This is a genomic window from Ruegeria sp. 6PALISEP08 (assembly GCF_001238295.1).
Classification (GTDB): domain Bacteria; phylum Pseudomonadota; class Alphaproteobacteria; order Rhodobacterales; family Rhodobacteraceae; genus Ruegeria.
On sequence record NZ_LGXZ01000003.1, the window covers coordinates 313,734 to 330,719 of the forward strand.

16 protein-coding genes are annotated in these 16,986 nt (G+C 57.3%); 4 read left to right on the top strand and 12 right to left on the bottom strand.

The genetic code is table 11. The annotated features are described in order from the left end of the window. The gene (locus ALB80_RS07005) at positions 1-1,317 is read left to right on the top strand and encodes an MATE family efflux transporter (RefSeq protein ID WP_050603306.1); all 1,317 of its coding nucleotides are present in this window, start codon (positions 1-3) and stop codon (positions 1,315-1,317) included. Here ALB80_RS07005 and arsC read toward each other — a convergent pair. The 4 genes from arsC to ALB80_RS07025 are packed head-to-tail and all read right to left on the bottom strand — an operon-like array spanning position 1,314 to position 3,473. Then, positions 1,314-1,655: an arsenate reductase (glutaredoxin) gene (gene arsC, locus ALB80_RS07010; RefSeq protein ID WP_050603307.1), complete on the bottom strand. Its 342-nt coding sequence runs from the start codon at positions 1,653-1,655 to the stop codon at positions 1,314-1,316. The genes ALB80_RS07005 and arsC overlap by 4 nt on opposite strands. Then, a complete protein-coding gene (locus tag ALB80_RS07015) occupies positions 1,652-2,710 on the bottom strand; it encodes a quinone-dependent dihydroorotate dehydrogenase (RefSeq protein WP_050603308.1) in 1,059 nt (352 codons plus the stop codon). The genes arsC and ALB80_RS07015 overlap by 4 nt, the downstream gene beginning before the upstream one ends. Next, a complete protein-coding gene (locus ALB80_RS07020; protein WP_050603309.1) occupies positions 2,707-3,138 on the bottom strand; it encodes a DUF1330 domain-containing protein in 432 nt (143 codons plus the stop codon). Before ALB80_RS07020 ends, ALB80_RS07015 begins: the two co-directional genes overlap by 4 nt. Further along, positions 3,135-3,473 carry a DUF952 domain-containing protein gene (locus tag ALB80_RS07025; RefSeq protein WP_050603310.1) on the bottom strand — a complete coding sequence of 113 codons (339 nt, stop codon included), beginning with the start codon at positions 3,471-3,473 and terminating at the stop codon, positions 3,135-3,137. The genes ALB80_RS07020 and ALB80_RS07025 overlap by 4 nt, the downstream gene beginning before the upstream one ends. 107 nt (positions 3,474-3,580) lie before the next feature. Between ALB80_RS07025 and ALB80_RS07030 the strand changes: the two genes are divergently transcribed. Continuing rightward, positions 3,581-5,158 (top strand): bifunctional UDP-sugar hydrolase/5'-nucleotidase, encoded by a 1,578-nt coding sequence (locus ALB80_RS07030; RefSeq protein WP_050603311.1) that lies wholly within the window; start codon positions 3,581-3,583, stop codon positions 5,156-5,158. 63 nt (positions 5,159-5,221) lie between these two features. On the opposite strand, the gene ALB80_RS07035 is transcribed toward ALB80_RS07030, so the two are convergent. After that, positions 5,222-6,874 (bottom strand): sulfotransferase, encoded by a 1,653-nt coding sequence (locus ALB80_RS07035; protein WP_050603312.1) that lies wholly within the window; start codon positions 6,872-6,874, stop codon positions 5,222-5,224. Between the two features lie 54 nt (positions 6,875-6,928). Between ALB80_RS07035 and ALB80_RS07040 the strand changes: the two genes are divergently transcribed. After that, complete coding sequence (locus tag ALB80_RS07040; protein ID WP_050603380.1) at positions 6,929-7,594, top strand: SOS response-associated peptidase; 666 nt, start codon at positions 6,929-6,931, stop codon at positions 7,592-7,594. Positions 7,595-7,641: 47 nt separating this feature from the next. After that, on the top strand, positions 7,642-8,694 hold the full coding sequence (gene mnmH / locus ALB80_RS07045) for a tRNA 2-selenouridine(34) synthase MnmH (protein WP_050603313.1): 1,053 nt from the start codon (positions 7,642-7,644) through the stop codon (positions 8,692-8,694). On the opposite strand, the gene selD is transcribed toward mnmH, so the two are convergent. From selD to ALB80_RS07080, 7 genes are read right to left on the bottom strand one after another with little or no spacing between them, the layout of a single operon-like run. Beyond that, entirely contained in the window at positions 8,685-10,844 is a 2,160-nt protein-coding gene (selD, locus tag ALB80_RS07050; RefSeq protein WP_050603314.1) for a selenide, water dikinase SelD, read from the bottom strand. The two genes, mnmH and selD, sit on opposite strands and share 10 nt — an antisense overlap. Before the next feature lie 5 nt (positions 10,845-10,849). Beyond that, positions 10,850-11,236 (bottom strand): Na+/H+ antiporter subunit G, encoded by a 387-nt coding sequence (locus tag ALB80_RS07055; protein ID WP_050603315.1) that lies wholly within the window; start codon positions 11,234-11,236, stop codon positions 10,850-10,852. A 9-nt stretch (positions 11,237-11,245) separates the two neighbouring features. Continuing rightward, positions 11,246-11,518, bottom strand: a complete 273-nt coding sequence (locus ALB80_RS07060) for a K+/H+ antiporter subunit F (RefSeq protein WP_371255958.1) — start codon at positions 11,516-11,518, stop codon at positions 11,246-11,248. Then, positions 11,515-12,012: a Na+/H+ antiporter subunit E gene (locus ALB80_RS07065; protein WP_050603316.1), complete on the bottom strand. Its 498-nt coding sequence runs from the start codon at positions 12,010-12,012 to the stop codon at positions 11,515-11,517. Before ALB80_RS07065 ends, ALB80_RS07060 begins: the two co-directional genes overlap by 4 nt. Beyond that, positions 12,012-13,556 (bottom strand): monovalent cation/H+ antiporter subunit D, encoded by a 1,545-nt coding sequence (locus ALB80_RS07070; RefSeq protein WP_050603317.1) that lies wholly within the window; start codon positions 13,554-13,556, stop codon positions 12,012-12,014. The genes ALB80_RS07065 and ALB80_RS07070 overlap by 1 nt, the downstream gene beginning before the upstream one ends. Continuing rightward, positions 13,553-13,912, bottom strand: coding sequence for a Na+/H+ antiporter subunit C (locus tag ALB80_RS07075; RefSeq protein ID WP_050603318.1), 360 nt, complete (start codon positions 13,910-13,912; stop codon positions 13,553-13,555). Before ALB80_RS07075 ends, ALB80_RS07070 begins: the two co-directional genes overlap by 4 nt. Next, positions 13,912-16,782: a monovalent cation/H+ antiporter subunit A gene (locus ALB80_RS07080; RefSeq protein ID WP_050603319.1), complete on the bottom strand. Its 2,871-nt coding sequence runs from the start codon at positions 16,780-16,782 to the stop codon at positions 13,912-13,914. Before ALB80_RS07080 ends, ALB80_RS07075 begins: the two co-directional genes overlap by 1 nt. Between the last annotated feature and the right edge of the window lie 204 nt (positions 16,783-16,986).

Here is a 16,986-nt window from a genome sequence, read left to right on the forward strand (position 1 = left end):
ATGCAGGACGCATCGGCGCCTATCACGCATAGACGGGTGCTGAAGATCGCAGCCCCGATTGTGCTGTCGAACGCAACCGTGCCCATTCTTGGCGCGGTGGATACGGGCGTTGTAGGTCAGATGGGGCAGGCCGCACCGATTGGTGCTGTGGGTGTGGGCGCGGTCATTCTGGCCTCGATCTATTGGATATTCGGGTTTCTGCGTATGGGCACAACCGGTCTGGCCGCGCAGGCGCGCGGTGCCGGAGATGTGGTCGAAACCCGCGCTTTGCTGATCCGGGGATTGCTGCTGGGTGCGGCGGCCGGGCTGTGCTTTGTCATTGCACAAGCTGCGGTGTTTGCCGGGGCGTTTGCCCTGTCACCTGCCAGCCCCGAGGTTGAGGCGCTGACCCGCTCCTATCTTGAGATTCGCATCTGGGGGGCCCCGGCCACCATTGCGCTTTTTGCCGTGACCGGATGGTTGATCGCGGTTGAACGCACACGTGGTGTATTCATTCTGCAGATCTGGATGAACGGGCTGAATATAGTTCTGGATCTGTGGTTCGTTCTCGGACTGGGGTGGGGCGTGGAAGGGGTCGCGATTGCCACTCTGATCGCGGAGTGGACCGGTTTGGCGCTGGGCCTGTGGCTGTGCCGGGAAGGTTTCGAAGGCAAAATCTGGCGTGACTGGGCCCGGATTTTCGATGCCGAGCGTCTGCGCCGAATGATGCAGGTCAACGGGGACATCATGATCCGATCGGTCCTTTTGACAGGCTCATTTACGACCTTCCTGTTTGTGGGCGCGGATCTGGGCGACGTAACCTTGGCTGCTAATCAGGTTCTGCTGCAATTCCTGGAGATCACCGCCTTTGCTCTGGACGGCTTTGCTTTTTCGGCCGAGGCGTTGGTCGGCGGCGCAGTTGGAGCGCGGGATCGATATCAACTGCGGCGCGCCAGTATCATGGCGTCGCAATGGGGGATTGGTGGGGCCGTTGTTCTGGGGGCTTTGTTCTTCTTGGCAGGACCGGCCCTGATTGACCTGATGTCGACCTCGCCCGAGGTGCGTCTGGCTAGCCGTGACTACCTGTTCTGGGCGGCCTTAGCTCCGGTAATCGGCGTGGCGAGTTGGATGTTTGATGGCATCTATATCGGTGCGACCTGGACCCGGGCCATGCGCAACGCGATGATTCAATCCGTGGCAATCTACGTGGTCGCCTTGTTCATACTGGTGCCGAGCTTTGGCAATCACGGCCTTTGGGCCGCGCTGATGGTTCTGAACATCGCGCGTGGCGCGACGATGGGCTGGCGCTATCCCAAGCTTGAAGCGCAAGTGGCCTAAAGCAAGATCAGCAGGTTCTCCGGCGGACGCCCGATTGCGGCTTTGTCCCTGGCAATGGCAAGGGGGCGTTCGATCAGAATGGGGTTCGCTGCCATAGCGCGGATCAGTTCGTCATCCGAAGCGGTTTTGGTCAGTCCCAATTCCTTGAACCGTTTTTCGCCGCTGCGCACCATGTCAATCACAGGCAGTCCCAGCGCAGCGTGAGCGGCCCGCAATTCATCGGCCGAGGGCGCATCTTCAAGATATTTTCGCACTGTTATCTGTGCGCCATTTTCTTCCAACAGTGCCAGTCCGGCGCGGGATTTGGAACAGCGGGGGTTGTGCCAATACTCGATCACAGCCAATCCTCACGTTTGCTGCCAACGGCCTGGGCAACTGTGTCAAAGCCATCACGGGCCAGCAATTGATCTAGTCCATGCGCTATGTCAGCCGCCAAGGAAATCCCGCCATACACCATCGCGGTATAAAATTGCACGGCTGACGCCCCGGCGCAGATCTTGGCATAAGCTTGCTCGGCGTTGCTGATGCCGCCCACGCCGATCAGCGGGAAATCACCACCGGTCATCTGGCTCAGCTTTGCCAGAACGCGGGTGGATTTTTCGAACAACGGCGCACCAGACAAGCCTCCGGCCTCACCTTTATGCGCGCTGCGCAACCCGTCGCGCGACAGGGTGGTGTTGGTGGCGATCACCGCATCCACACGGGTTTCGTGCGCAACCTTGGCAATGTCCTGCAACTCGGAATCGGTCAGATCTGGTGCAATTTTCAGAAAGATGGGCAGAGGGCATGGCAGCGCGTCCCGTGTCTCGATCACACCGTTCAACAGCGCGGTCAGCGCGGCCTTGCCTTGCAAATCGCGCAGTTTTTCCGTGTTCGGCGAGGATACATTTACGGTAGCGAAATCCAGATGCGCAGCGCAATGCGCCAGAACATTTGCAAAATCACCAGCGCGGTCTTCGCTGTCTTTGTTGGCCCCTAGGTTCAGGCCGATCACTGCGTCCTTGGGGCGCTCTGCCAGCCGTTTGGCCATCACCTCCATGCCTTCGTTGTTGAAACCAAAGCGGTTGATGGCTGCCTTGTCCTCGGTCAGGCGAAACAGGCGCGGTTTGGGGTTTCCCGGTTGCGGGCGGGGGGTGACGGCGCCCACTTCGATAAAGCCGAATCCGACGCGCGACAGAGGTGTGAGAACCTCACCATTCTTGTCGAAACCAGCGGCCAGACCGACCGGATTGGGCAGCTCCAACCCCGCCACGTTGGTCCTGAGCCGTGATGTCGTCACCGGCCCCGGCGCGGGTGCCAGCCCGGACTTCAGCACCTTGATCGACATGCCATGGGCAGCTTCGGGGTCCATACGGTGCAGGGCGCTCAGCCCCAGTTTTTCAATCAGTTTCATCCGAAGGCCTTTCCGCTTTCACCTGATCCGCACCGGATCAGGCGCGAGGTTTCGACCGCGGCCTGACGATGGCTCACCGCTGCCCGGTATACAGGGTTGGTTACCATTTCAAGAAACGCGTGTGCGGTTGGATAGCGTACGATAAAGACGGCATCCCAGACCTCATCGGACGGGCCGATCAACGTTGTTTCAAACACCCCACGCCACATAATGCTCGCCCCGATACGTGCAACAATCGGTGCGGTTTCAGCCCCGTATTTCTGATAGGCTTCCGCCCCGGTCAGCCCCGCGCCTGCCAATTCATGCGCAGCAGGATACTGCGCTACGGCCCGGAACTTCACCAGATTGAGCATTTCAATCGGCTGGTCCCGGTCCAGAGCTTTGAATGCCTCGAACTGATCCCGATCCGGGTCAACAAAGGATGTCATTCCATGTCCTCGGGGAACTGATGCACAGCGCCGTCAAATGGCAAAGGGCGCGACCAGACAACGTCGCTGAGCTGGATCTGGCGATAGAGATGTGGGAACAGGGCACCGCCCCGCGACACTTCCCATTTCAGATCGTCGCCCATGGCGTCAGCATCGCAGGCCAGCAATGTCAAACCATCTACACCTGCAAAGTGTTTGGCCGCTGTTTCTGCAGCTTGCTCAGCGGTTGAAAAATGGACAAATCCGTCGGTCACATCGATCGGTGCGCCGTCTGTCGCGCCCTTGTCCTGCAAGGCGGCCCATTCCTCGGCCCGGATAATCTTAAAAATCAGCATACCGATCTGATGCCCCGCGCTGCGCTTGGAATCAAGCTGGAATTCCTCTTTGACTCTCCGTCGTGATGGGCGCACGATCCCCTTAAACAATAACTGGGAGTTCCAAGATGCAGACCCGATTTTTGACTTCAGTTGCGGTTCTGGGCCTGACCGCTGGTGTTGCAGCAGCCGACTACAAGTTGACGATTTTGCACACCAACGATTTTCATTCGCGGTTCGAACCGATCAACAAATACGACAGCGGATGCGGTGCAGAAGACAATGCGGAAGGAAAGTGCTTTGGAGGATCGGCGCGCCTTGTTACTGCCGTCAACGAAGCACGGGAACGTGCCGAGAATTCGATTCTGGTGGACGGCGGGGATCAGTTTCAGGGGTCTCTTTTCTACACTTACTACAAGGGCAAAGTTGCTGCCGAGTTTATGAACAAGCTTGGCTATGACGCCATGACCGTCGGTAATCACGAGTTCGACGATGGCCCAGAAGTGTTGCGCGGCTTTATTGACACGGTCGATTTTCCGGTTTTGATGTCCAATGCCGATATTCGCGACGAAGAACTTCTGACTGATCATATCAAGAAATCTACCGTGATCGAGGTGGGCGGCGAAAAGATCGGCCTGATTGGGCTGACACCAATCGATACACATGAGCTTGCGTCGCCCGGCCCCAACGTTACCTTTTCAGACCCGGTGCCGGCGGTACAGGCCGAAGTCGACAGGCTGACAGGTGAAGGCGTCAACAAGATCGTCGTGCTGAGCCATTCAGGTTATGGTGTCGACCAGCGTGTCGCTCAGGAGACAAGTGGGGTCGATGTGATCGTTGGCGGGCATTCGAACACGTATCTTTCGAATGCGTCGGAGAAGGCCGCAGGTCCCTATCCTACGGTGGTCAACGGTGTGCAGATCGTTCAGGCTTATGCCTATGGCAAGTTTTTGGGTGAATTAAACGTCACATTTGATGACGACGGCAAAGTGTTGGAAGCTGTTGGTGAACCTCTGATCATGGACAACACCGTGACCGAGGATCAGGCCGCACTGGACCGGATCGCGGAATTGGCGGTGCCTCTGGATGAAATCCGAAACAAGGTTGTCGCAAACGCGGCTGACGCCATCGAGGGCGATCGCGCTGTGTGTCGTGTACAGGAATGCCAGATGGGCAATTTGGTTGCTGATGCAATGCTGGCGCGGGTCGCGGAACAGGGCGTTCAGATTGCCATCGCCAACTCGGGCGGTTTGCGGGCGTCTATCGATCCAGGAGAGGTGACCATGGGCGAAGTTCTGACTGTACTGCCTTTCCAGAACACGCTGTCCACTTTTGAGATCACCGGACAAACCGTGATTGACGCGCTTGAGAATGGCGTCAGTCAGGTCGAAGAAGTGAAAGGTCGTTTTCCGCAAGTCGCAGGCCTGAGCTTTACCTGGGATCCAAGCGTGGCCCCGAACGAAGGCCGCATCAGCGAAGTGATGGTGGCTGAAGGTGACGGGTTTGTTCCGATTGACCCGAACAAGACCTACCTCGTTGTGACCAACAACTACGTGCGCAATGGTGGTGACGGGTACAAGATGTTCGAAGGCGATGACAAGAACGCTTATGATTTCGGCCCGGATCTGGCCGATGTCACAGCCGAGTATCTGGCGGAAAACGCACCGTATCAGCCCTATCTGGATGGTCGTATCAAGCAGAAGTAATTCTGCCATTTGAAACAAGAAAGCCGCATCCAAGTGATGCGGCTTTTTCTGTTTTTCTACCGGTCAGCTGAAATCGTATTCCGGCCAAAGTGATGGGTCGAACCCGTCCAGCATCGGTTTGATATGATCTGCCACCTCGTGCCACCCGCCGATGGATTTGGTTGAGATTTTGTTACGAACCTGATCGATACTAGCAGTTCTGACCAGTTTGGTGTTTTCCTCGGGTCGCATCATGGTCTCGCTCCATTCAATGCCACAGAACGCGGAGACCTGTTTGCTGTAGGTCTCTGGGTCGGCCACCAACTTTTCATAGGGAACTGTCAGGATCTTGTCGCCAAATACGGACTGCCAATGCGCCATGTACTGGCGGTACATGTTCGCCGAATGAGCAATCGACTGAAGATTTGATGCATAGCGCATCCCACCTGCAGGAAAGCGGCGAATCCACTTGGACAAGCCGACATCACGAGGATCCCGAAGCATGTTTATCACCTTGGCATTCGGGAATGCGGCCAACAAGAACCCTACACGCTGGAAATTGTGGGGCATCTTGTCGACAAAGGCGACCGAGTCTTCAGGGATCGGCGGCATCAGCTTACGGAATTCCCGCGCATATTCGGCTGCCTTCGCGGCGGTGAATGCGGTTTTCCCGTTCTCGAAGTCTTGGGATAGGTCCGCGCCTAGCATTAACTCTCCGCACCCAGCAATATTTGGCGCAGAACTGAGCATCATTTCCATCAGCGTTGTACCAGACCGCGGCTGCCCAATTACAAAGATAGGCATCGGTGAATCTGTGCTGTCAGAGGTCGGAATGTCTGCGCCGATCGGGAACAGGCTTTTGATACTGCGAAGTTTTTTCTCTTCTGCCGCAAAGTTATACGGATTGCTGTCGTGCTGAATCGCATTGGCGTATGCAAATTGCGGCAGCGCCGTGTCCAGACCGTCGGTTTGAGACATCAGATGCGCTTTGGCGAACTCAAGCTCTACCAGCTCGTTCTCGTTATTGGCGATAGCGATCTCAACAGCACCCATCAGGTTCGCCGCATCCTCTTTGCCGACCATTGTCGACAATTGCAGCAGTGTCGGGGCGTGCTCAGGATCTTCCTCAAGGATACGGCGTAGAATTTCGGTTGATCCCTTCTTGTCGCCGTTCTGGTGCAGACTCACCGATTTCTGGAAGGCGATCTTAATGTCATCCGGGTCAAGCTCATAAGCACGCGCAATATCGCGGGAGTTTTCCTCGTCAAACCCAATCTTGGAATAGGCCCGGGCCCGCTTAGTCAACAAATCGGCATTGTCGGGGTCAGTCGCCAGCTTGTTGGTCGCGTGCTCGATGATCGAACGCCAGGACGTACCTTTGAGGTGTATCTCATCCAGAACGCGGTTCAGTTCCTTGTTGTTGGGGAACTGTTCCAACTTGTGTTCGGTATATTCCAGCGCTTTGGGAAACTGGCCGGTCTGCATCAGGGCGTTGGCGAGGTTTTCCACAAACTGCGGATCATCCGGCTTCATCCGCGAGGCTTCGACAAAATGCGGAATGGATTTCTTGTATTGCTTCATCTCGGTCAGAACAAAACCGGCGATGGCGTGGAAGTCCGTGTCCTTGGGGAATTTCTTGACACCCAGCTGCGCCTTTTTCAAAGCCTGCGGCAGCTTGTCTGCTTCCAGAAGGGAAATTGCTTTGCTCTTGAGGGATTGAGTCGTTTGGTTTTTCATGTGACCCGTGTGATCCTGCGCCTGTATCAAGAATATGTCGATGGTTCATTACCCATGTGCGGACGGTTTGCAATAACTCTTCCCAATGACGCCATGGCGCAGCTGTTTTCTGCACGACCTGCAAATGCGCTACCGGCCGTTCCAAACTTCAATGTTTGTCCGACAAATCAGATACATGTGGTGCGCAGCAGCGAGACAGGCCGTCATCTGGACGCGCTGCGTTGGGGATTTCTGCCGCACTGGTACAAATCTGAAACGGCTGGGCCGTTGTTGATCAACGCGCGGTCCGAGACTTTGGCGGAAAAACCCGCTTTTCGTGACGCCTGCCGGGCGCGCCGCTGTCTGATCGTCGCGACAGGGTTTTTTGAATGGACCAAGTCGGAACAGGGAACGCGCCTGCCATGGTATATTCATCGTAAGGATCAGGAACCGATTGCATTTGCAGGGGTCTGGCAGGATTGGGGGGCGGATGAAAACCGTCAGGGCACCTGCGCAATTGTCACGACGGCAGCCAACGAAAATCTCAGCTCTATCCATCACCGGATGCCTTTGGTTTTGGAACCCGAAGACTGGCCATTGTGGCTGGGGGAAGCGGGAAAGGGGGCTGCGCGTCTGATGCAGCCGGGTGCGAATGATGTATTGGCCTTCCATCGTGTTGATCCGGCAGTGAACTCAAACCGTGCCAGTGGGCCCGATCTGATCGAACCTTTCGACGGATAAGGGCGCGTGGTCTTTCCATTCGAAACACGGCAAGTTAGACCTTTGGCATGGCTTTGAATTTCCCCGATCTGACGCAGCTTTATGCACATGGCTATGACACGGTCATCGACGTGCGTAGCCCTGCGGAGTATGCTGAGGATCATCTGCCAGGCGCGATAAATCTGCCGGTTCTGAACGACGAGGAACGTGCTCGCGTCGGGACCATCTATGTGCAGGAAAGCCCGTTTCTGGCGCGCAAACTGGGGGCGGCGCTTGTGTTCCGCAATGCGGCCAATCACATCGAACAACACCTCAGCCATCACGAAGGTAGCTGGAAGCCTTTGGTCTATTGCTGGCGGGGCGGGCAGCGTTCGGGTTCGTTCACCTGGATGTTGCAGCAAATCGGTTGGCGGGCGGATGTGATTGACGGTGGCTATCGCACGTACCGCCGCTTGGTAAGTGCGTATTTGTATGATGATTCTCTAACGCATCGATTGATCGCTCTGGATGGCTATACCGGAACGGCCAAGACCGATCTGCTGGCTCTGCTGCAAAGGCGCGGCGTTCAGGTTCTGGACCTCGAGGCTTTGGCCAATCACCGGGGGTCATTGCTGGGGGAACGCCCAGGAGGGCAGCCAAGCCAAAAGGCGTTCGAATCGGCGTTGTCCGCCGCGCTTTGCGCGATGGATCCAGCGCGCCCGGTCGTGGTCGAAGCGGAGTCTTCGAAAATCGGCAGTCTGAATTTGCCGCCCAGCCTTTGGACTACGTTATGCGCTGCGCCTCGAATCCACGTCGCGGCGCCGATTGAAGCACGCGCCGCCTATCTGGTTCGGGCATATGACGACATATTGTCCGATTGCGACCGTTTGCGAGATCGGCTTTCCCCACTGCGCTTTCATCGCGGACACGAGGTTGTTGAAGGGTGGATGCACCTGATCGATACGGGACAAAAACAAGCGCTGACGCAAGCGTTGATGGAACAGCATTACGACCCGGCCTACACCAAGTCACGACGGTCGCGGTCATTAGAGGTGCTGGCCAAATTCGATATTGCGTCCTTGGACGACGACGGCCTTGCAACAGCGGCGGCCCAAATCGAAAGCCTGCTGGATCAGCTTTGAAGCCGCAGGCCCGGTGTATCTGTCAATTCGCCAATGATTACGGCAGGGTATCCTGCGGCCTTCAAGTCCTCGATCAAGGCATCGGCCGCTGTGGCATCGACAGCCGCCAGCAAACCACCGGCCGTTTGCGGATCAAACAACAAAGCGGCTTTGCCTTCAGCGGGCAGATCCAGGGCAATCGCCCGGTTGTCGGCAAAGATCGTTGACCGCACGCTCTGTTCCGACAGCTCCATTGCACCGTCCATGACCTCAACCGCGTCCAGATCAAGAATGGCACCACAGTTGGAGGCGTCGCAGATACCTTGCAGGTGCCCGGCCAAACCAAACCCGGTCACGTCGGTCATCGCGTGGGCTTTGGCCAGTATACGGGCCGCTTTTCCTTGCGGCTGGGTCATGTGCTGAAAAGTGGCCGCGACCCAGGTTCCGTCCGCCAAACCGGCCATTTCCGCAGCCATCAGAACGCCGCTGCCCAAGGGCTTGGTCAGGATCAACCGATCACCCGGCCGCCCGCCCGCCAACGTGATCGGTGGGGTTTCACACAGGCCGGTTATCGTAAACCCAATGGTCATCTCGTCGCCCATGGAACTGTGCCCGCCCACAATCTCGGCCCCGGCCTCTCTCATGACGTCGCCAGCACTTGCCATGATTTCCGACATGGTGCGGGCCTGAAGAGTGGCAGACATACGGGGCAGGATGATCGTCGCCGTGGAGGCCTGAGGCGTGGCACCCATGGCCCAGATATCCCCCAAAGCGTGAACAGCAGCGATGCGCGCCATAAAGGCGGGATCATTGGTGAAAGCCCGCAGGTGATCCGAAGTCATGACCTGCTGAACGCCACCCGTCTGTAACAACGCTGCGTCATCGCCGGGCAGGGGGGTGATATCTTCGCGGGTCGGGGCCGGTTGCGATTTCAGTGCGGCCTGTAACGCATCGCGTCCGACCTTGGCCCCGCATCCGCCGCACATTGGCTTTTCCCCAAGCGCATCATCCAACCCAAAGGCCCGGTCGTGCGGTAATTCAGGAACCTTCATTTGTGGCAGGTCGCGGAACCTGTTCATGAAGGTTTGGTCGATGTGGTTCTTCCATTTCCACATCATCGGGCCGCTGAACGATGTACCCAAACGCTCACCCAGCGCGGATTTGCCGCCCAGAGAAATCAGTTTGAGGTAATCCTTCTGCGGAACATATTTGCGCATCCGTCCCGCCCCCAGCGCGGCACGCAGATTGTCGAAAAGAACGGGTGCTTCGCGAACCGCGTAAACGCCTGCCTTGGGCCGCGGGTTGTCCGACAAATGGGCGCAATCTCCGGCCGCAAACACAGCGGGGTCGCTGGATTGAAGATAGCCGTTCACCCGGATGTACCCGCCCTGCAGGTCCAGCCCAGATTTTGCGACCCAATCATAAGGGCGCGCGCCGGCGGCTCCGGTCACGAAATAGGCGGGGATTGCGCGGCCGTCCTGCAACTCGACGTGATCAGCGGCGATCCGGGTGATCACAGCGTTTTCGATGACCTGCACACCCAGATCCTGCATGGCCCGTCGGATCGTGGCCGCCGCCTTGGGTTTGGTGGCCGTCAGGATCGACGCATTGTCGATGAGTGTGACCTGCGCTGCTCGCCCCTTGGCCTTGAGAGCATGTGCCATGGCCATGACCAATTCGGCCCCGGCGACGCCTCCGCCGATCACCGCCACTGCCGCAGGGCCATCATGGTTCAAGTAGTCAGCCCAACGCGCGGCAAATCGGCCCAAAGGTTTGGCGGGAATGGCATGTTCGGCAAAGCCCGGCAGTGTGGGCATATCCGACGTGATGCCAACATTGACCGAGGCCACATCGAACCCGACCGGCGGGTGTCCGGGAACATGCACCTGATGTGTGTCGGTATCGATCCCCTCAACTGCGCCCAGAATGACACGTGCGTCTGCAAAGCGTGCGAGTTTGACAAGATCGATGTCCAATTCCAACCGATCGTAATGTCCCGCGACATATCCCGGTAGCATCCCGGAATATGGGGCGGTGGGGCCAGGGTTGATCACGGTTACCCGGGCGCCGGGAAGGGGATTCATACCCCATTTTCGCAACAGCAACGCGTGGGTGTGACCGCCGCCAACAAGAACCAGATCGCGGGTTAAAGGCAGCGGAGGTGAATGCATTGGATTTAATTCGCGCTATGGTCCGGGACGTTTTCGACCTGCTCGACCGCGTGGGTGGCCCAAAGCTCATCCTCACCCGCATCCGGCAGATCCTGAGGCTTTTCATGACGATGAATGTGCCATTTTGCAATGAACAGCGCCGTGATCGGTGCAGTCAGGAACAAAAACAGTGTGATCAGCAGCTCGTGCAATGACAGTTTGCCTTCCAGCAGGACAGAATGCGTGATCGAGGCCAGAAGCACACCGCCGACGCCCAGTGTCGTTGCTTTGGTGGGCGCGTGCAGGCGGGACATTGGGTCTTTCAATTTGATCATGCCAAAGGATCCGACAAAACCGAAGATCCCCGACATGATCAAGAAAAAGGCGATCAGAAGCTCAATGATAAACGTCATGCTGGCCCCTCACTCGATAATGTTTCCGCGCAGCATGAAGCGCGCATAAGCCACGGTTGAGACAAAGCCGAGCATGGCGATGATCATGGCGGCCTCGAAAAAAATCTCGGTACCTTGATCCAGACCATAAAGGATCATCAGGGCGATGGTGTTGATCACCATCGTGTCCAGCGCCAGAACGCGGGTACCGACGCCGTCAGCGGTGATGATCCGCCAAAGACACATCATGATGGCTGCTCCGAAACAGGCAAAGGCGAACCAGATGGCATATTCCAAAATCATTCGAAAATCTCCTTTAGCCTGCGCTCATAGCGCTGCTTGATCTGATCGCGCACCTCTTCGGGGTTGGGCGCATCAAGACAATGGACCAGAAGGTTATGCCCTTGTGCCGACAGATCGCAACTGACGGTGCCCGGGGTCATGGTGATGGTGCCAGCAAGAACGGTGATCGCCTCAGGCGTGCGCAGTTCCAGCGGGACACAGATCCAGTTGGGTTGGCGGTCGGCATCTCGCTTGAACAGGATGATCCGGGCAACAGTGACGTTTGCAACAACAATGTCCCAAAGCACGACCAGCATATATTCTACCACCATCGGCCAATTGCGCAGCTTGGGGCGATCCGGCCAATAGGGTTGCGTGATGAAGGGGATGATGATCCCCAGGATCAGGCCAAACACCAACGAGTTCAACGACCCGTTATTGGCCAGCAACACCCAGACGAATGTCAGCAGAAAGGTCAGATGAGGGTGCGGAAAAATCCGGTGTAGCAGTTTCATCACTCTTCCCTTCCCAATACGGCAGAGATGTAGTTTTCAGGCGCAAACAACTGTTCCGCGGTTTTGCTTGTGTACTCCAGCGCCGGGCCCGCAAACAGGGTCAGCAGGATCAGACCCGCCACCATCCCGAACACGGCTGTGACAGCAAGGCCGGGTTGTGGTTCCGGGGCGAGGGGGGCAGGCGCTTCTTCTCCTTCGATTGGGTCTTTGACGGTAACAACCTGAGCGTCGTGACTTTTCCAGAAGATCAGCGTACCCGCGCGGGCGAGACCAACAATGGTTACGAAAGATCCGATCAGGATCACGGCCCAGACCGCAGTGGCATCCGATGCATCGCGGGACGCGTCCAGAACCAGCAGCTTGCCGATGAAACCTGACAGCGGCGGCATTCCTGCCATCGCGATGGCTCCGACAAAGAACAGCGCCGAGATCAGCCCGTTTTGCGGCATGGGTGTGGTTGGCGTTATGGCACCACCGCGCCGCTCCATCACCAGATCAGCCACCAGGAACAGCAGCGCAGTCGCCAGCGTCGAGTGGAACACATAATAGAGCGCAGCGGCCATCGCATCCGGTGTGAATTGCGAGATTGCGATCAGCAGGGTACCCATCGAGGCGATAGCGCAGAACGCCACCATGCGCGCTATGTGCTGTGATCCCAAAATACCGATGGCCCCAACGGCCAAGGTTACAAGCGCGGCGGGTTGCAGCCAATCGCTAACCAACCCCTGGGTCGCTTCGACCTCGGGTCCGAAGGCCAGCGTGTACATTCGCATGATCGAATAGGCGCCGACCTTGGTCATGATGGCAAACAGGGCAGCTACAGGAAGCGGGGCGTTGGCGTAGCTGGCGGGAAGCCAGAAATGCAACGGCAATACGGCGGCCTTGATGCAGAAAACCAGCAGCAAAAGCACTGCACCAACCCTCAGAAGGGCGGTGTCCTCGGCTGGAATTTCGGCAACGCGCAAAGCGATGTCCGCCATGTTCAGCGTGCCGGTGACGCCATAGATCGTCCCCAAGGCAAACAGAAACAGGGTCGAGCCCAACAGATTATAGGCCACGTATTGCACGCCTGCTTTCAACCGAACCGAGCCCCCGCCGTGGGTCATCAGACCGTAAGAAGCGATCAGCAGTACCTCGAAGAAGACGAACAGGTTGAATGCGTCGCCTGTCAGGAAAGCTCCGCAGACACCCATCAGTTGGAAATGGAACAATGCGTGGAAATGCTTGCCTCGATCATCCCAGCCAGAGGCGATGGCATAAAGCACAATGGGCAGGGCAAGCAGCGCCGTGAGCAGCACCATCATGGCCGACAGCCGGTCCAGCACCATGACAATTCCGAAGGGCGCAGGCCAGTTGCCAAGCTCATAAACTTGGATCTCTCCACCCGATGCTTGCGCAGTGATGGTCAGGGCAATGCCGAGCAGCGCGACAACGCCCGCGACCGAGAAGATACGTTGCAGGTCCAGATGATATCGCAGGACCATGATGATGAACGGGGCCAGGATCGCGGGAAGAACAATCGGCGCAACGATCCAGTGGTTCATGCGTCTTCTCCCGGCGCGTCCACGCTATCCTGCGGGCTCATGTCGATATGGTCATCTTTCGAGGACAAATAGGCCGAAAGCGCGATCATCACGATCACGGCGGTCATCCCAAAAGAGATCACAATAGCCGTCAGCACCAGCGCCTGTGGCAGCGGGTCGGTATAGGGGACCTCTTCATATTTGTTCAGAACGGCAGGTGCATTCAGCGCCAACCGTCCCGTCGCGAACAAGAACACGTTCACCGCATAGGTTATCAGTGACAGGCCAAGAATGACCGGGAAGGTCCGGCGACGCAGGATCAGGAAAATCCCGGCGGCGGTCATAATGCCTACGGCAGAGGCTACGAGCGCTTCCATCAGGCCTGCTCCTTCTCTTTGTCTTCGTCTTTGGGGTCATCCCGCAGCGGGTTGATGTCCATCGGGAATTCCCGCGCCATACCCGGTTGCCAAGCAAAGCGCGACAGGCTGTCCAGCGCCAGCATTACAGCGCCCAGAACTGCAAGGAACACGCCCGTGTCAAACAGCATGGCGGTGGCCCATTCGAACTCCTCCAGCGGGGGCCAGTTGATGTAGCCGAAATCGCTGGTCAGGAAGGGACGCTCGTTAAACCATGCGCCCAGTCCGGTCGCAGCGGCAATCAGAACGCCCCAGCCGATCGTGCCGTGGTAGTAGAACCTCTGCCGTTCAATCGCCCAAGTGTAGCCGCTGGCCATGTATTGCATCAGATAGGCGATGGCGACGACCAGACCGGCGATAAAGCCGCCACCCGGCTGGTTGTGGCCCCGGAAGAAGATGTAGGCCCCCACCATCAGGGCAATCGGCATCATCACACGGGTTGCAACCACCATCATCAGAGGATGCGAATCCCCCGATTGCGGCCAATGCGGTTTACGGTTCAGCAGATAGCCGCGTACATTTGTGCTCAGAACCGCCTCGGTCAGGGCAAAGATGATCAGTGCCGCGATACCCAGAACGATGATCTCACCAAAGGTATCAAAGCCCCGGAAGTCGACTAGAATGACGTTCACCACATTGGTTCCGCCACCGCCTTTGTAAGAATTGGCCAGATGGAAGTCCGAGATCGTTGGGAAGGCAAAGTCACGCAGCATGATGGCGTAGATCAACGCGCCTGTCCCGATACCCGCAACAACCGAGATCGCAGCATCGCGCCAGCGCCGCGCGGCTGAACTGTCCCACGGGGTTTCCGTGGGCAGGAAGTTCAGCGACAGCAACAGCAGGATCATGGTGACAACTTCAACCGAAATCTGTGTCAGTGCCAGGTCCGGCGCGGACAGATAGTTGAAGGCAACCGAAACGATCAGGCCAACAACGCCAATCAGCACCAGTGAAAGCAGGCGATTGCGGTGGAACCACATGATACCCAGCGTCGCACCCACCAGACAGATCCAGCCGATGATCGGGATAATCTGTGCAGGCAGCGGAACGCGGGTTTCAACACCAATCGTGCCGGTTGTGTAGGCGTAGTAGCCAAGCCCAACGGTGAAGGCGACGAATATGATCGCATATCGGCTGAGGACACCATTGTGCAGCTCATCCGTGACCCACTGGCTGAGACGGGTGAAGGCGTTGATGATGGCCTCGAATATCACCTTGGCTTCGGGTCGGGGCAGAGCGTTCCAAAGCTGCTCACCGCGTTTGTGCATCGACAGCAGGAACAGACCGCCCAGCGTTGCCACGATAGACATGTAAAGGGCAGGCACAAAACCATGCCACAGTTTCAGCGAGTAGTAGGGCAGCTTTTCGCCACCGATCACGGCGCTGGAGACCACAGCGACCAACGGACCGACAATGGCCGCCGAATAAAGGCCGATCAGAATGACAAGCACCACCAGGAAAGCGGGCGCAATCCACAGACCAACGGGTGGGTCATGCGGATGGGCAGGGTAATCGTCGCGCTGCGGGCCAAGGAACACGTGGCTCACGAAACGGAAGGAATAGGCTGCGGAAAACAGAGATGCGAGCAAGGCCAGCCCCGGCACCAGATAGGGTGAATTCAACCATGTGGTGTGCACGGTCTCTTCCAGCATCATCTCTTTTGACAGGAAGCCGTTCAGGGGTGGCAAACCGGCCATCGACAGCGCGGCGATGGTGCCGATCGTGAAGGTGATCGGCATCAAATGGCGCAAACCGCCCAACCGCTTGACGTCTCGTGTTCCGGTCTCATGATCGACGATCCCGGCTGTCATAAACAGCGCGGCTTTGAAGGTCGCGTGATTGATGATGTGGAACACCGCCGCAACGGCTGCGAATTTCGTGCCGAAACCCAACAGCATGGTGATCAGGCCCAGATGTGAAACGGTCGAAAACGCCAGCAGGGCCTTCAGGTCATCCTTGAACAGCGCAATCACCGCACCCAACAGCATCGTCACCAGACCGGTGGTGGCAACAATATAGAACCACGCATCTGTCCCGGCCAAAACCGGCCACATCCGCGCCATCAGGAACAGACCAGCCTTCACCATGGTGGCAGAGTGCAGATAAGCAGACACAGGCGTCGGCGCGGCCATGGCGTGAGGTAGCCAGAAATGAAAGGGGAACTGCGCCGATTTGGTGAAAGCGCCCAGCAGGATTAGGATCAGCGCGGGCAGGTAGTAGGGCGAGGCTTGGATCAGTTCTTTGCTTTGTAAAATGACACTCAGATCATACGAGCCCACGATATTTCCCAGGATCAGCATCCCAGCGATCATTGCCAATCCGCCGCCGCCAGTGACGGCCAGCGCCATCCGCGCACCTTGACGGCCTTCGGGCAGGTGCTTCCAGTAGCCGATCAGCAGGAATGAGCTGAGCGAGGTAAGTTCCCAGAAAATAATCAATAGCAGGATGTTGTCAGACAGGACAATCCCGACCATCGCGCCCTGAAACAACAGCAGATAGGTATAGAACTGCCCCATCGGATCTTCGCGCGACAGGTAGAACCGCGCATAAAGGATGATCAGCAGACCGATGCCCAAAATCAGCAGGGCGAACAGAAAGCCCAACCCGTCCAACATGAAGTTCGCGTTCAGGCCAAGCCCCGGAATCCAGTCGAACCGGGCGGTCACAACGTCTCCGCGCATGATCGATGGGATGTGGATCAGCAAACCCATAAGGGCCAGAAACGTGGTCAACGCTGCAGCAGATGCAGCCGCGTTTCTGCCTGCACGGATCAGCAGAGCAGGGAATACAGCACCAAGGAAAGGAAGGGCCGCGATAAGGAATAGAGACAAATGCGATACTCCGGTCTGAGCGGTCAGGGTGAAGTCAATTTTGTAAGGATATTTTCTCGACTGTCCAGATATTGTAACTTGTTCACAAAGTTCTACTGAAACAGTCAGCTATTCGGTGGACCTGCGAAAAAATGACGCGATCTTGATCCTGATCAAAGGTTTAAAGGCATTCGTTTCCGGCCACATGTGCTAGATCAAGGGGCA

Bases quoted from the DNA above. Each gene is read 5' to 3' on its own strand.
- ALB80_RS07005 (WP_050603306.1), top strand. From the start codon at position 1: ATGCAGGACGCATCGGCGCCTATCACGCATAGACGGGTGCTGAAGATC.
- ALB80_RS07015 (WP_050603308.1), bottom strand. From the start codon at position 2,710: ATGAAACTGATTGAAAAACTGGGGCTGAGCGCCCTGCACCGTATGGAC.
- ALB80_RS07020 (WP_050603309.1), bottom strand. From the start codon at position 3,138: ATGACATCCTTTGTTGACCCGGATCGGGATCAGTTCGAGGCATTCAAA.
- ALB80_RS07025 (WP_050603310.1), bottom strand. From the start codon at position 3,473: ATGCTGATTTTTAAGATTATCCGGGCCGAGGAATGGGCCGCCTTGCAG.
- ALB80_RS07030 (WP_050603311.1), top strand. From the start codon at position 3,581: ATGCAGACCCGATTTTTGACTTCAGTTGCGGTTCTGGGCCTGACCGCT.
- ALB80_RS07035 (WP_050603312.1), bottom strand. From the start codon at position 6,874: ATGAAAAACCAAACGACTCAATCCCTCAAGAGCAAAGCAATTTCCCTT.
- ALB80_RS07040 (WP_050603380.1), top strand. From the start codon at position 6,929: ATGTGCGGACGGTTTGCAATAACTCTTCCCAATGACGCCATGGCGCAG.
- mnmH (WP_050603313.1), top strand. From the start codon at position 7,642: ATGGCTTTGAATTTCCCCGATCTGACGCAGCTTTATGCACATGGCTAT.
- selD (WP_050603314.1), bottom strand. From the start codon at position 10,844: ATGCATTCACCTCCGCTGCCTTTAACCCGCGATCTGGTTCTTGTTGGC.
- ALB80_RS07055 (WP_050603315.1), bottom strand. From the start codon at position 11,236: ATGACGTTTATCATTGAGCTTCTGATCGCCTTTTTCTTGATCATGTCG.
- ALB80_RS07060 (WP_371255958.1), bottom strand. From the start codon at position 11,518: ATGATTTTGGAATATGCCATCTGGTTCGCCTTTGCCTGTTTCGGAGCA.
- ALB80_RS07065 (WP_050603316.1), bottom strand. From the start codon at position 12,012: ATGAAACTGCTACACCGGATTTTTCCGCACCCTCATCTGACCTTTCTG.
- ALB80_RS07070 (WP_050603317.1), bottom strand. From the start codon at position 13,556: ATGAACCACTGGATCGTTGCGCCGATTGTTCTTCCCGCGATCCTGGCC.
- ALB80_RS07075 (WP_050603318.1), bottom strand. From the start codon at position 13,912: ATGGAAGCGCTCGTAGCCTCTGCCGTAGGCATTATGACCGCCGCCGGG.